At 64.6% G+C, this 15,065-nt stretch carries 6 protein-coding genes; all 6 read left to right on the top strand.

What is annotated here, in order from left to right; genetic code table 11:
- Positions 1–24 precede the first annotated feature (24 nt).
- The 6 genes from hutI (at position 25) to EOA13_RS00905 (ending at position 14,768) form a co-directional block, all read left to right on the top strand.
- The gene (gene hutI / locus EOA13_RS00930) at positions 25–1,263 is read left to right on the top strand and encodes an imidazolonepropionase (protein ID WP_127288920.1); all 1,239 of its coding nucleotides are present in this window, start codon (positions 25–27) and stop codon (positions 1,261–1,263) included.
- Complete coding sequence (gene hutH, locus EOA13_RS00925) at positions 1,260–2,801, top strand: histidine ammonia-lyase (RefSeq protein WP_127288918.1); 1,542 nt, start codon at positions 1,260–1,262, stop codon at positions 2,799–2,801. Before hutI ends, hutH begins: the two co-directional genes overlap by 4 nt.
- Positions 2,801–3,619: an N-formylglutamate deformylase gene (gene hutG / locus EOA13_RS00920; RefSeq protein WP_127288916.1), complete on the top strand. Its 819-nt coding sequence runs from the start codon at positions 2,801–2,803 to the stop codon at positions 3,617–3,619. The genes hutH and hutG overlap by 1 nt, the downstream gene beginning before the upstream one ends.
- A gap of 27 nt (positions 3,620–3,646) precedes the next feature.
- Positions 3,647–5,317 carry a urocanate hydratase gene (gene hutU, locus EOA13_RS00915; RefSeq protein ID WP_127288914.1) on the top strand — a complete coding sequence of 557 codons (1,671 nt, stop codon included), beginning with the start codon at positions 3,647–3,649 and terminating at the stop codon, positions 5,315–5,317.
- A 12-nt stretch (positions 5,318–5,329) separates the two neighbouring features.
- On the top strand, positions 5,330–5,917 hold the full coding sequence (locus EOA13_RS00910) for a HutD family protein (RefSeq protein ID WP_127288912.1): 588 nt from the start codon (positions 5,330–5,332) through the stop codon (positions 5,915–5,917).
- A gap of 268 nt (positions 5,918–6,185) precedes the next feature.
- Positions 6,186–14,768, top strand: a complete 8,583-nt coding sequence (locus EOA13_RS00905) for a glucoamylase family protein (RefSeq protein WP_127288910.1) — start codon at positions 6,186–6,188, stop codon at positions 14,766–14,768.
- Positions 14,769–15,065 lie beyond the last annotated feature (297 nt).

Raw genomic sequence — 15,065 nt, 5'->3', positions numbered from 1 at the left:
TCATCGATTGAAACGGAAAAGATGATGGCTGGACGACAGAGCAAAAGCCGGGCAGGGGATCTTCGTCTGTGGCGCAATGCGCGGCTCGCGACCATGGCCGAAGGGTCTGCCGGACTTGGCATCGTCGAACACGGCGCGGTCGCTTCGCGTGACGGCCGCATTGTCTATGCCGGCCCCGAGTCGGAGCTGCCCCCAACACTTGCCCAGGGCGTCGAGACGATCGATTGCGAGGGCCGCTGGATCACACCCGGCCTGATCGACTGCCACACCCATCTGGTCCATGCCGGCAACCGCGCCAACGAATTCGAGATGCGGCTGGCCGGCTCCACCTATGAAGAGGTCGCCCGGGCCGGCGGCGGCATTGTCTCCTCGGTCAAGTCGCTGCGCGCCGCCAGCGAAGACGAACTGGTCACTCAATCGCTGCCGCGCCTCGATGCGCTGATCGCCGAAGGCGTGACCACCGTCGAGATCAAGTCCGGCTATGGCCTCGACCTCGAAAACGAGAAGAAGTCGCTGCGTGCCGCCCGCCAACTGGGCGAGCAACGGCCGGTGACGATCCGCACGACCTTCCTCGGCGCTCACGCGCTGCCGCCGGAAGCCAAGGGCGACAAGGACGCTTTTATCGATCTGGTCGCCAATGAGATTCTTCCATCGGTTGCCGCCGAGGGACTGGCCGATGCCGTCGACGGTTTTTGCGAGGGCATCGCCTTTTCGCCGGAACAGATGGCGCGCGTCTTCGATGCGGCCAAGGCGGCCGGCCTGCCGGTCAAGCTCCATGCCGACCAACTGTCCAACCTGCATGGCGCCGAACTCGCCGCCCGCTATGGTGCGCTGTCGGCCGATCATCTCGAATACACCGATGAGGCAGGTGCAGCGGCGATGGCCAAGGCCGGAACCGTGGCGACGATCCTGCCCGGCGCCTACTATTTCATTCGCGAAACCAAGAAGCCGCCGATCGGCCTGTTTCGCCAGCACGGCGTCAAGATGGCTGTCGCCACCGACAACAATCCCGGCACCTCGCCGCTGACCTCACTGCTTTTGACCATGAACATGGCCGCGACCCTGTTCGGCCTGACCGTCGATGAATGCCTTGCCGGCGTCACCCGCGAGGCCGCCCGCGCGCTTGGTTTGCTGGGGGAAACCGGCACGCTCGAGGTCGGAAAGTCCGCCGACCTGGCGATCTGGGACATCGAGCGCCCCGCCGAACTCGTCTACCGCATGGGCTTCAACCCGCTGCATGCCCGCACCTGGAGAGGACAATGACCGAACTGACCCTGAAGCCCGGCAATGCGACGCTGGCCGACTGGCACGCCATCTATCGTGGCGCCGTGCCCAAGCTGGACAACGCCTGCCGGCCAAAGATCAAGGCGAGCGCCGAGGCCGTCGCCAGGATCGTCGCCAAGGGCGAACCGGTCTATGGCATCAACACCGGTTTCGGCAAACTGGCCAGCGTCCGCATCCCGGCCGAGGATCTCGAGACCTTGCAGCGCAACATCGTTCTGTCGCACGCCGCCGGCGTCGGCGAGCCGATGCCGGTTGCTGTCTGCAGGCTGATGATGGCGCTGAAGCTCGCCAGCCTGGCGCAGGGCGCGTCCGGCGTGAGGCCGCAAACCATCGAATTGCTGGAAGCAATGCTGGCCAACGACGTCATCCCGGTGGTGCCGGCGCAGGGTTCGGTCGGCGCCTCCGGGGACCTTGCCCCGCTGTCGCACATGACCGCGGTGATGATCGGCGTCGGCGAATGTTTTACCCCGCATGGCCGTTTCCCGGCCAAGGTCGCCTTCGTCTCACATGGACTGGAGCCGGTGACACTGGGCGCCAAGGAAGGCCTGGCGCTGCTCAACGGCACCCAGTTTTCGACCGCCTATGCGCTGGCCGCCTTGTTCGAGGCCGAAGTGCTCTATCAATCGGCGCTGGTCGCTGGTGCCCTATCGACCGACGCGGCAAAAGGTTCTGACGCCCCCTTCGATCCGCGCATCCATGTGCTGAGAAAGCATCCCGGCCAGATCGAGGCGGCCGACGCCCTGCGCAATCTGATGGCCGGCAGCGCCATCCGAGAATCGCACCGGGTTGGTGACGAACGCGTGCAGGATCCGTACTGCCTGCGCTGCCAGCCTCAGGTGATGGGCGCTGCACTGACCGTGCTGCGCCAGGCGGCCGACACGCTAGGCACCGAAGCCAACGGCGTTACCGACAATCCGCTGATCTTCGCCGAGGACGACACCGCACTTTCCGGCGGCAATTTCCACGCCGAGCCGGTGGCCTTCGCCGCCGACATGATCGCGCTCGCGGTCTGCGAGATCGGCTCGCTGTCGGAACGCCGCATCGCCATGCTTGTCGATCCGGCACTGTCCGGCATGCCGGCCTTCCTCACGCCGAAGCCCGGTCTGAACTCCGGCTTCATGATCCCGCAGGTGACGGCGGCGGCTCTCGTCTCGGAAAACAAGCAGAAAGCCTATCCGGCCAGCGTCGATTCGATTCCCACATCGGCCAACCAGGAAGACCATGTTTCGATGGCCGCGCACGGTGCGCGCCGGCTGATCGGCATGGTCGAGAACGCCACCGCGGTGATCGGCATCGAATTGCTGGCCGCGGCGCAAGGCTGCGATTTCCACGCACCGCTGGCCTCGAGCGACGCCCTGGAGGCGGTGCGCAAGCTGGTCCGGGCCGAAGTGCCGCATCTCGACAATGACCGCCACTTCCACCCCGATATGGAAAAAGCCATCGCCATGGTGCGCAGTGGTGCGGCCATCAAGGCCGCCGGCGGTGTGGCTCTGCCGTCGATTTCGGGAGCGATGTGATGGCAAGCGCGCCCTGGCTGACGGTCACGCCCGGCACAGCCCCGTTGCTGGTGTCGATACCACATACCGGCATCGACCTCGCCGGCCTTGAGAATCGGCTGGTCTCGCCCTGGCTCGGCCGCCGCGACTGCGATTGGTGGATCGATAATCTCTATGACTTTGCCGCCGGCCTCGGGGCGACGGTGGTGCACACCGCGATCTCGCGCACCGTCATCGACGTCAACCGCGATCCCTCCGGTGCCTCGCTTTACCCCGGCCAGGCGACGACCGGCCTTTGCCCGACCGAGACTTTCGATGGCGATCCGCTCTATCGCGAGGGCGAAGAACCCGGGCCGTCGGAGATCGACGAACGTCGCGAGAAATTCTTCGTGCCCTACCATGCCGCCTTGCAGGTCGAGATCGACCGGTTGCGTGGCTTGCACGAAAAGATCGTGCTCTATGACTGCCACTCGATCCGTTCAGTGCTGCCGCGCCTCTTCGAAGGCACGCTGCCGGTTTTCAATCTCGGCACCAATGACGGCAGGAGCGCCGATCCGACGCTGCAGGCGATGGTCGGCCAGATCATGGCCGAAACCGGTGAAACCTCTGTCATCAACGGCCGCTTCAAAGGCGGCTGGATCACACGCCATTTCGGCCAGCCGCAACAAGGTGTGCATGCGCTGCAGATGGAACTCTCCAACCGCATCTATATGCGCGAGCCAGATGGCAAGGGTACGCCGGACAATTGGCCGGTGCCCTATGACGCCGAGTTCGCAGCACCGATCCGCGCCACGCTGCGGAAAATCCTCGAGACCGCGACATCCTGGGCGCGCGTCTGACATCAGGTCCTTTTATGGAGTGACGCCATGAACAATCCTCGCCACAACATCCGCGAAGTCCGCAGCCCGCGCGGCACCGAAATCACCGCGCGCTCCTGGCTGACGGAAGCGCCGCTGCGCATGCTGATGAACAATCTCGACCCGGATGTTGCAGAAAATCCCAACGAGCTGGTCGTCTATGGCGGCATCGGCCGGGCGGCGCGCACCTGGAACGACTTTGACCGCATCGTCGCCTCCTTGAGGACGCTGGCCGATGACGAGACTTTGCTGGTGCAGTCCGGCAAGCCGGTCGGCGTCTTCCGCACCCATCCCGACGCCCCACGCGTGCTGATCGCCAACTCCAATTTGGTGCCGCACTGGGCGAATTGGGAAAAGTTCAACGAGCTCGATAAGAAGGGCCTGATGATGTACGGCCAGATGACGGCCGGCTCGTGGATCTACATCGGCACGCAAGGCATCGTGCAGGGCACCTACGAGACCTTCGTCGAGGCCGGCCGCCAGCACTATGGCGGCAATCTCCGGGGAAAATGGATCCTGACCGGCGGTCTCGGCGGCATGGGTGGCGCCCAGCCGCTCGCCGCCGTCATGGCCGGCGCCTGCTGCCTGGCGATCGAATGCAATCCGGACTCGATCGATTTCCGCCTGCGCACCCGCTACGTCGACGAGCGCGCCGACACGCTCGACGAGGCGCTGGAAAAGATCGAGCGCTGGACCAAGGCCGGGGAGGCGAAATCGGTCGGCCTGCTTGGCAATACGGCCGAGATCGTGCCGGAGATGTTCAGGCGTGGCATTCGCCCCGATATGGTCACCGACCAGACCTCGGCGCATGATCCCATCAACGGCTACCTGCCGAAGGGCTGGACGATGGCCGAGTGGCGCGAGAAGCGCGTCAGCGACCCCAAGGAAGTCGAGAAGGCAGCCCGCGCCTCCATGCGCGAACATGTCGAGGCGATGGTGGCGTTCTGGAACGCCGGCGTGCCGACGCTCGACTATGGCAACAACATCCGCCAGGTGGCCAAGGAGGAGGGGTTCGAGAACGCTTTCGCCTTCCCCGGTTTCGTGCCGGCCTATATCCGTCCGCTGTTCTGCCGCGGCATCGGCCCCTTTCGATGGGCGGCCCTGTCGGGCGATCCGGAGGATATCTACAAGACCGACGCCAAGGTGCGCGAACTGACGCCCGGCAATACCCATCTGCACAATTGGCTCGACATGGCGCGCGAGCGCATTGCCTTTCAAGGGTTGCCGGCGCGCATCTGCTGGGTCGGCCTTGGCGACCGCCACAGGCTCGGCCTCGCCTTCAACGAAATGGTGGCCAAGGGTGAGCTGAAGGCGCCTGTCGTCATCGGTCGCGATCACCTCGATTCCGGCTCGGTCGCCTCGCCGAACCGCGAAACGGAATCCATGAAGGACGGCTCGGACGCCGTGTCCGACTGGCCGCTGCTCAACGCGCTGCTCAACACAGCGTCGGGTGCCACCTGGGTGTCGCTGCACCATGGCGGCGGCGTCGGCATGGGCTTCTCGCAGCACGCCGGCATGGTGATCGTCGCCGACGGCACGCGCGAAGCGGCCAGGCGCCTGGAGCGGGTGTTGTGGAACGATCCGGCGACCGGTGTCATGCGCCACGCCGATGCCGGCTACGACATTGCCGTCGAGTGCGCCAAGGAGCACCAGCTCAACCTGCCCGGCATTCTCGGGTGATTGGCTGAGCCGATGCGCATCCTGCGGGCAGCCGAATACCGGTCGATGCCGTGGAAGAACGGCGGCGGCGTGACGACGGAAATCGCCGTTTCGCCTGGGGGTGCCGGGCTCGACGATTTCGACTGGCGCGTGTCGATGGCGCGTGTCGAATTGAGCGGTCCTTTCTCGCAATTTGCCGGGATCGATCGCACCCTTGCCGTGCTCGAAGGCGAGGGCATCGTCCTCGAGATCGCCGGCCACCCGCCGACATCCATAAACAGGACGACTGCCCTGTTTTCTTTCCCTGCCGACGTGCAGACCTCGGCCGCGCTGATCGGCGGACCGATCACTGATCTCAATGTCATGACCCGCCGAAGCCGGATGACGCATTCGGTCGAACGCCTGGTGATTTCGGCCCCCGTGGAAATCCGGACTGAAGCCGGCACAACGCTGATCCTGTGCTTGAACGGCGACGTCAGCGTGCCCGCCGCTGAACCGGTTCGCCTCGGGCCGCTCGACACGCTGCGGTCCGGTCCGGTCAGCACCGGCCTGCTCGTCCAGCCCGCCCATGAGGCAACGCTGTTCGTGATCCGGATCTGCGCCATCGCCGGCAACGATTAACGCTTGTTTCCAAACATGATCGCGGTACCGGCGAAATATAGCGTAAGCTGCTGGCGGCATCACGAAAAAGCCTGAATCCTCTCCGCCGATCTGGCTTGGCGGGAAGTGGGGTGCTTGTCTTTGAGTTTTGCTGAGAGACGACGCCCTGTCGCGGTGCGGAAACAAACTTTTCGGCAAGTGGGGTTTATGCAACCAATTGCATTTGACCTGGTTTTAGGGCCATTGCCGTGGCGGTGACGCCGTTCAGTGCCCGCTTACGGAATTTTCAATGAATATTCAGACGAATCCTGCCCAAATCGAGAAGACAAGCGCAAGCTTCCCGGCCATTACCGAAGAGCCGATCCGTTCCAATTACCTGCCCGAAGAGCGCCTTCGGCTGCTTGGCGAAAGCCTGGCAAAAGGCGACCTCACGGACCTGTTCGGCCTGACGCCCTTTGATTTTCAGGCCCGTATCCGGGACAGCGCCAAGAAGATTTTGGAAGTCTACCGGTCGACCAATGCTGCGCAGGCGAGGGGCGAGACGATCACGCCGGCGGCACAATGGCTGCTCGACAACAATTACTTGGTCGAAGAGACCATTTTCCAGGTCAAGCGCGACCTGCCGCGCCGGTTCTATCGTCAGTTGCCGACGCTGAAACTGCCTGACAACGGCACTGTGCCGCGCGCGTTGGCGCTGGCCTGGACCTATGTGGCGCATTCGGACAGTTCCGTTTCGGCGACGATGTTCAAGTCCATCGTCCAGGGTTTCCAGTCGGTCGAGCCGCTGAAGATCGGCGAACTCTGGGCGCTGCCTTCGCTGTTGCGCTTCGTCCTGATCGAAAATCTCCGCCGGCTGGCCGTCAGGGTCAATCGCACCCGCCAGATGCGCCAGATCGCCAACGATGTGGCCGACAAGGTCCTGGCCACCGACGACAGCGCCGACCGGCAGTCGATCCTGTCCAACTTCAGCGCCCACGCGCAGGACACCACCTTCGCCACCCAACTGCTCTATCGCTTGCGCGATGGATCGCAGAATGCCGGCAAGGCTCTGGAATGGCTGGAAGGCGAGCTTGAAAAGACCGGCTCCGATGCCGAGGAAATCATCATTTCCGAACATCACACGCTGTCCAGCGGCAATGTGACGACGGGCAACATCATCCGCGGCCTGCGCCTCATCAACGACGTGGATTGGACGGTGTGGTTCGAAGGCGTCAGCCGCATCGACACCGTGCTGCGCGAGCGCACCGATTTCGCCGCGCTCGACTTCTTCTCGCGCGATCAGTACCGGACCGCGATCGAGGAATTGGCGCGCCGCTCGAACCTTTCGGAATATCGCGTTGCCGAGAAGGCCATCGAGTTGGCCGGCCACGCCGCCAGCGATGGTGACGGCGACGTCGTTTTAACCGGGTCCGCCCACACCGATGTCGGCTTCTTTCTCGTCGGCCCACGCCGGCTAGAGCTGGAGAAGGCGATCGGCTATCGGCCCACCATCAGCCAGACGGTCAAGCGTGCCTTCCGCAAGACCGGGTGGCTCGGCATCGTCGTACCCGTCTTTGCGCTGACGGCCCTGCTTCTCGTCCTCTCCGGCAACGCGCTTGCCAATCTTGGCCTGTCGGTGCCCTCGATCGCCCTCATGCTGGCGCTTTTTGCCGTGCCGGCCAGCGAGGGCGCGCTCGCCTTCTTCAACACGGTCGTATCGCTGTTCCTGAAACCGACGCGTCTCGTCGGCTACGATTACCGGCACGGCGTTCCGCCCGAGGCGCGCACGCTGGTGGTGGTGCCGTCGCTGATCGGCTCGCGCGACGATGTCGAGGAAAACATCCGCAACATCGAGGTGCATCATCTCGCCAACACGGCCGATGAAATCCATTTCGCGCTGCTGTCGGACTGGCCAGACTCGAAGACCGAGATCGATGCGGCGGACACCGAAATCCTCGAATTCGCGCGTACCGAAATCGCTCGTCTCAACGCCCGCTATCCGTCCGAAGGCGCGCCCCGTTTCTACATCCTGCACCGGCGCCGGCTCTTCAACGCGGCGCAAGGGGCCTGGATGGGCTGGGAGCGCAAGCGCGGCAAGCTGCACGAGCTCGATCTTCTGCTGCGCGGCGACAGCGACACCACGTTCCTGCCGCTCGACGTGCCGCTGCCGGAGAACGTCGTCCATGTGATGACGCTCGATGCCGACACGCGCACCACCCGTGACGCGGTCGCCACCCTCGTGGGCAAGCTCTGCCACCCGCTCAACCGGCCGCATTTCGATGCCAGCAAGCGCGTCGTCACCGCCGGCTACGCGATCCTGCAGCCGCGCATCACCGCGTCGCTGACATCAGGCGACGATGCGTCGTTCTTCCAGCGGGTGTTTTCGGCCAATCGCGGCCTCGACCCTTATGTCTTTGCCGTGTCCGATCTCTATCAGGACGTCTTCGGCGACGGGTCCTTCACCGGCAAGGGCCTCTATCATGTCGACGCCTTCGAGGCCGCGCTGCAGGGCCGCATCGAGGAAAACACCATCCTCAGCCACGATCTGCTGGAAGGCGCGCTGGCGCGCGCGGCGCTGGTCACCGACGTCGAACTGGTCGAGGACTATCCGACCCGATACTCGGTCGACGCCTCGCGCCACCATCGCTGGGCGCGCGGCGACTGGCAGCTGCTCGGCTTCATGCTCGATCCGCGCTCCGGCGTGCCGGCGCTGTCGCGCTGGAAGATGATCGATAATCTGCGCCGCTCGCTGACGCCGATCTTCTGGGTGATGGCGGCGATCGCCGGCTGGACGCTGCTGCCCTTCACGCAGGCCGCGCAATGGCAGGCCCTGCTGATCCTCAGCCTGTTCATGGCGCCGACATTCGACATCGTCAACGCCATCCTGCCCAAGAGCGGCGACCAGACGCCGCGCGGCCATTTCTCGGCCCTGGCGCGCGACGTCGCCTTCGGCACCGCCATGGTGGCACTGAAGATCGTGCTGATGGCGCACAACGCCTGGATGATGGGCGATGCCATCGTGCGCACGCTCTACCGGCTCTTCGTCAGCCGCCAGAACCTTTTGGAATGGCGCACCGCCTCGCAGGCGCACAAGGCGGGCGACAACGATGTCGGTTCCTATTACGGCATGATGTATGGCGCCGTGATCATCGGCTTCGTCGGCCTTGCCATTCCGGTGCTGGCCGATTCGACCGGCGCCTTCGTCGCCTTCTTCTTCGCCCTGTTCTGGATTGGCTCGCCGGCCATCGCCAGCTGGATCAGCCGTTCGGCTGAAACCGAGGATCGGCTGCGCATATCGCAGGCCGACATCCACACGCTGCGCACGGTGGCGCGGCGCACGTGGCACTATTTCGAAAGCTTCGTGACGGCAGAACACCACCATCTGCCGCCCGATAATTTCCAGGAAAGCCCGGCGCCGGTGGTGGCGCCACGCACCTCGCCGACCAATATCGGCGTCTACCTGTTGTCCGTCGTTTCCGCCCGCGACTTCGGCTGGATCAGCCTGTCCGACGCCATCACCCGCATCGACGCCACCATGGCGACGATCGAGGGCATGCCGCGTGAGCGCGGTCACCTCTTCAACTGGTACGACACGACGACACTGAAGCCGCTCTATCCGCTTTACATCTCGGCTGTCGACAGCGGCAATCTCGCTGGCCATCTGGTGGCGGTGGCGGCGGCCTGCGCCGAATGGGCCGAAGCGCCCTCCGTCCATCTCCAGGGCGATTTCGAAGGCATTCTCGACACAGTCACCATCCTCAGCGAAAGCCTCGATGATTTGCCCGACGACCGCCGTCAGTTGCGCCCGCTGCGCCAGCGTCTCGCGGACCGTCTCGACGGCATGCGGCGCGCTGTCGACACCATCAAGGCGCAGCCCGAAATGGCGTCGATCCGCACCATCAACCTGGCTGTGCTGGCCGGCGAGATCCGCAAATTGGCCACCGCCATCCATACCGAGGCCGTGTCGCCCCAGAGCGACGTCATCGTCGACTGGGCGGCAAGGCTGGAAGCCACCTGCGAAGCGCACGTCCATGACGCGCACAGCGACGACAATGCCGTCGAGGCGCTGCGTGCCAAGCTGCTCACCTTGCGCGAGCGCACGCGCCGCTACGCCTTCGAGATGGATTTCTCCTTCCTGATGCGGCCGGAGCGCAAGCTGTTGTCGATCGGTTACCGGGTCGAGGAGCACCAGCTCGACGAAAGCTGCTACGACCTTCTGGCTTCCGAAGCGCGGCTGACCAGCCTGTTCGCCATCGCCAAGGGCGACCTGCCGACCGAGCACTGGTTCCGGCTTGGCCGGCCGATCGTCGAAATCGGTTTCCAGGGCGCCCTGATGTCCTGGTCCGGCTCGATGTTCGAATATCTGATGCCGCCGCTGGTGATGAAGGAGCCGCAGGGCTCGATCCTCAACCAGACCAGCAAGCTGATCATCAAGCGCCAGATCCAGTATGGCCGTCAGAAGAACGTGCCGTGGGGCATTTCGGAGGCCGCCTACAATGCGCGCGACCGCGAACTGACCTACCAATACACAAATTTCGGCGTTCCAGGCCTCGGGCTGAAGCGCGGCCTTGGCCAGAACACGGTGATCGCGCCTTACGCCACCATACTCGCGGCCCAGTTCAATCCGCGTGAAGCCGTGCTGAATCTCGCCCGATTGCGGGAGATCGGGGCGCTTGGCCGCCACGGCTACTACGATGCCGTCGACTTCACGCCGCAGCGCGTGCCGGAAGGCACGGATCACGTCGTCGTCCAGAACTACATGGCCCACCATTCGGGCATGTCGATCGCGGCGGTTGCCGACGCGATCTTCGAAGGTCGCATGCGCGACCGCTTCCACAGCGACCCGGTCATCGAATCGGCCGAACTCTTGCTGCAGGAGAGGGCGCCGCGCGACATCCCGACCGCGACCGTCAGGACCGAGGCCGACGAACGCTCCAAGGACGAGACCGAAGTCGACAGCCCCGACACCCGCATCGTGCTCAATCCGCTGCAGTCGCTGCGGTCGACCAACGTCATGTCGAACGGCCGCTATTCGGTGATGGTCACCGCGACCGGCTCGGGCTACAGCCGCTGGGGCGATCTCTCCGTCACACGCTGGCAGCCGGATCCGACCGAGGACCGGCTCGGCTCCTACATCTTCCTGCGTGACGCAGGCTCAGGTGACTGGTGGTCGGCTACAGCCGAACCGAAGCGCGCCGCCGAGGAAAAGGTGCAGACCTTGTTCTCCGACGACAAGGCGAGCTTCGTCAAATCGGTGGGCACGTTGCGCTCCGAGGTCGAATGCATCGTCATCTCGGAAGGCAATGGCGAGGGCCGTCGGGTGACGCTCTACAATGACGGTCCGTCCGACCGTCACATCGAAGTGACCTCCTTTGCCGAACTGGTGCTCGGCCTGGAGGCGTCCGACAACGCGCATCCGGCCTTCTCGAAGATGTTCGTGGAAACCGAAATCTCTGCGAACAACGCGGCGATCTTCGCCACGCGGCGCAAACGCGAGACCAGCGAGCCCGATATCGCCATGGTGCATTTCGTCACCGATCCGTCCGGATCGGCGCGCGATGCCGAGGCTGAGACCGACAGGCGCGCCTTCATCGGCCGTGGCCGTACCATCGTCGATGCGGCCGCTTTCGACCCGGGCGCCAGGCTGGGCGGCCATTCAGGCTTTACGCTCGATCCCGTCGCCTCGCTGCGCCGCCAGGTGCGCGTGCCGGCCAACAAGAAGATATCGCTGACCTTCTGGACCGTCGTCGGCGCTGGCCGCACCGAGCTGGACGAAGCCATCGCCCGCCTCGACCATCCGGAGAGCTTTGCCCGCCAGGCCATGCTTGCCTGGACGCGCAGCCAGGTGCAGACCCGCCATATGGGCCTCAGCCTGACCGATGCCGCCAACGTGCAGAAGCTGGCGCGCTACCTGATCTATCCGGATCCGTTCCTGCGTCTTCCCGCAGAATCCATCGCCTCCGGGCTGGGCAAGCAGTCGAGCCTGTGGCCGACAAGCATTTCCGGCGATTTCCCGATCTTCCTGGTCAGGATCGGCGACGTCGCCGATCTCGAAATCGTTGCCCAGGCGCTGCGTTTCCAGGAATATATGCGCACCCGCGGCATGATGATCGACTTCGTCGTCGTCAACGAGCAGGCGTCCTCCTATGTCCAGGACCTGCAACGGGCGGTCGAGACGCTGTGCGAAAACAGCCGCCTGCGCGGCAAGGAGCTCGGACCGCGCCAGCACATTTTCGCGGTGCGCCGCGACCTCATGGACGAGACCACCTACAAGACGCTGCTCGCTGTCGCCCGGGTGGTCCTGCACACGCGCAACGGCACTATCTTCGACCAGATCGAGCGCGCCGAGGCGGCGGCTCTGCAGGCGCGGGACGCCCTGGCAGCATTGCCGATTCCGCGTGAATTGCCATCGCCGACACCCACGACGCATACCCCTGCCTCGCAGGCGGTGGCCAATGCCGGCGCCGATGGAAGCGGACTCAGCCAGTGGAACGGCTTTGGCGGTTTCGACGGCGACGGGCGGCACTATGTCGTGCGCCTGGCCGGCCGGCGCACGACGCCGCAGCCGTGGATCAACGTCGTCTCCAACGCCTCGTTCGGCTTCCACACCTCCGCCGAGGGGGCTGCCTTCACCTGGAGCCGCAACAGCCGCGACTATCAGCTGACGCCATGGTCGAACGATCCGGTTTCGAACCGGCCGGGCGAGGGGCTCTACATCTACGATCAGGCCAGCGGCAAGGCGTTCTCGCCGCTCGCCGCCATGGTGCGCGATCCCTCGATGACCTACGAGGCCTGGCATGGCCAGGGTTTCTCGACCTTCCGCTCGAAGCGCGGGCCATTGTCGATGGATCTTACCCATGTCGTCGATCCGGTCGATCCCCTGAAGATTTCGCGGCTGCGCATCCAGAATTCCGGCTCGGTGCCGGCGCGGCTGCGTGTCTATGCCTATGCCGAATGGGTGCTCGGCGGACACCGGTCGCGCACGGCGGCAACCATCGTCCCGTCGCGGGATGCCGCCAGCGGGGCGCTGCTGGCACAAAACCCCTACGGGCTGGATTTTGGCGAGCGGGTTGCGTTCCTCGCGGCAGACGGCGGCGTCCATTCGGTGACAACAGACCGATCGGAGTTCCTCGGCCGGCATGGCTCCAGCGAGCTGCCGCAGGCGGTGCTGAGTGGTGCGGCGCTGTCTGGCCGTGTCGAGGCCGGCGACGATCCGTGCGCGGCTATCGCCCGCGACGTCGAGATTCCGGCTGGCGGCGACGTGACGCTGCTCTGGCTGCTCGGCGATGCCGAGTCGGTCGAGGAGGCGAGCGCGCTGGTGCAGGAGCACCGGATCAAGGACTTCGACCAGCGGCTGGCCGACAATGAGCGCGAATGGCGCGGCTTCCTCGACACCATCCAGGTCGAGACGCCGGACAAGGCGCTCGACGCCATGGTCAATCACTGGCTGCCCTATCAGAGCCTGGCCTGCCGCATCCGTGCCCGCTCCGCCTTCTATCAGGCCAGCGGTGCCTTCGGCTTCCGCGACCAGTTGCAGGACACGCTGGCGCTGCTGGCGCATGACCCGCAACTGGCGCGCGACCAAATCCTCAACGCGGCGCGGCGGCAGTTCCCCGAAGGCGACGTGCAGCACTGGTGGCTGCCGCGCACGGGTGCTGGCGTGCGTACGTTGATCTCCGACGACGTGGTCTGGCTTGCCCACGCCACGGCGCGCTATTTGCTGGTCACCGGCGATGCCACCATCCTGAAGGAGCAATTGGCCTTCATCGATGGACAGCCGCTGGGCGAGGGCGAGCACGATGCCTTCTTCACCCCGGAAATCTCGAAGAAGACGGCGTCGCTCTACGACCATTGCGCGCGTGCGCTCGATCTCGCCATCAAGCGCAGCAGCCCCGCGGGCCTGCCGCTGATCCTCGGCGGCGACTGGAACGACGGCATGAACCGCGTTGGCGAGCACGGCAAGGGCGAGAGCGTCTGGCTCGGCTGGTTCCTGCTGAAGACGCTGGGCGACTTCGCCCCCGTCGCCAAGGCCGAGGGCGACGCCAAGCGAGCACAGGCCTGGGCAAAGCATGCCGATGTTCTGAAGCGGGCGCTTGAGAGCACCGCATGGGACGGCGAATGGTACCGGCGCGGCAGTTTCGACGACGGCACCCCTTTGGGGTCTCGCAACTCGCAGGAGTGTAAGATCGACTCGATAGCCCAGTCCTGGAGCGTGCTTTCGGGAGAGGGCGATCCGGCACGGTCGACAACGGCGATGGAGCAGGCGATGAAGCTGCTCGTCGACGACAAGCTCAAGATCGTCAAGCTGTTCACACCGCCCTTCTCGAAGACCGACAAGAACCCGGGCTACATCAAGAGCTATCCACCCGGTGTGCGCGAAAATGGCGGCCAGTACACCCATGCCGCCGCATGGTTCGTCATCGCACTTGCCGAGATGGGACAGGTCGACGAGGCCTATCGCTGTTTCTCGATGCTGAACCCCGTCAACCATGCGACCGACGAGGCCGCGGCCGAACAGTATCGTGTCGAGCCCTATGTCGTGGCGGCCGATATCTATGCCGGGGACGATAATGCAGGCAACAGCAAGGGCGGCCGTGGCGGCTGGACCTGGTACACCGGCTCCGCCGGCTGGCTCTACAGGGCGGCTGTCGAAGGCATTCTGGGCATCGAGCGGCGCGGCAAGCGTGTCCAGTTCAAGCCGAAACTGCCCAGCCACTGGGACGGCTACTCGGCAACCCTCAAGATGGTGGGGGCGGAACTCAGGGTTCGCGTCATCCGCGACAATAAGGCCAAGGCGGTTTCGCTGGAGGTGAATGGGGCAAAGACCAAGGCTTCGGCAGTCGAACTGAAGGATGGCGAAGTTGCCGACGTTCTCATCAGGATCCCGGCCTGAGGCATGTTGCCCAAAAAGCATGCGCTCGGGGCTGAGGTCCGCGGCGCAACTTTTGTCACCATGGCGGGATGAGAGACCAATCCCGCCTGCCATTGCCCTCTGCCGATTGAAGGGCATGTCGCCGAGAAGTCCATAAAATCAAAGGCTTGAGGCGTCCGACAGGGGCGCCACGAGCAGTGAGAGTTTGGCCTCCCTTCACTTGGAAGGGCGCCCTGCAGCTTTGTTTCGCTCTATACTTCGCGAAAGGCGATTTCGGTCTTAGTCATCCGCCCGACATTGTTACTGATTAAAATTGTG

This window comes from Mesorhizobium sp. M7A.F.Ca.US.011.01.1.1, from assembly GCF_003998295.1.
In the GTDB taxonomy this organism is placed as follows: Bacteria; Pseudomonadota; Alphaproteobacteria; order Rhizobiales; family Rhizobiaceae; genus Mesorhizobium.
Note: the sequence above shows the minus strand (reverse complement) of the source record. Positions and strands in the feature narration are given on the sequence as shown.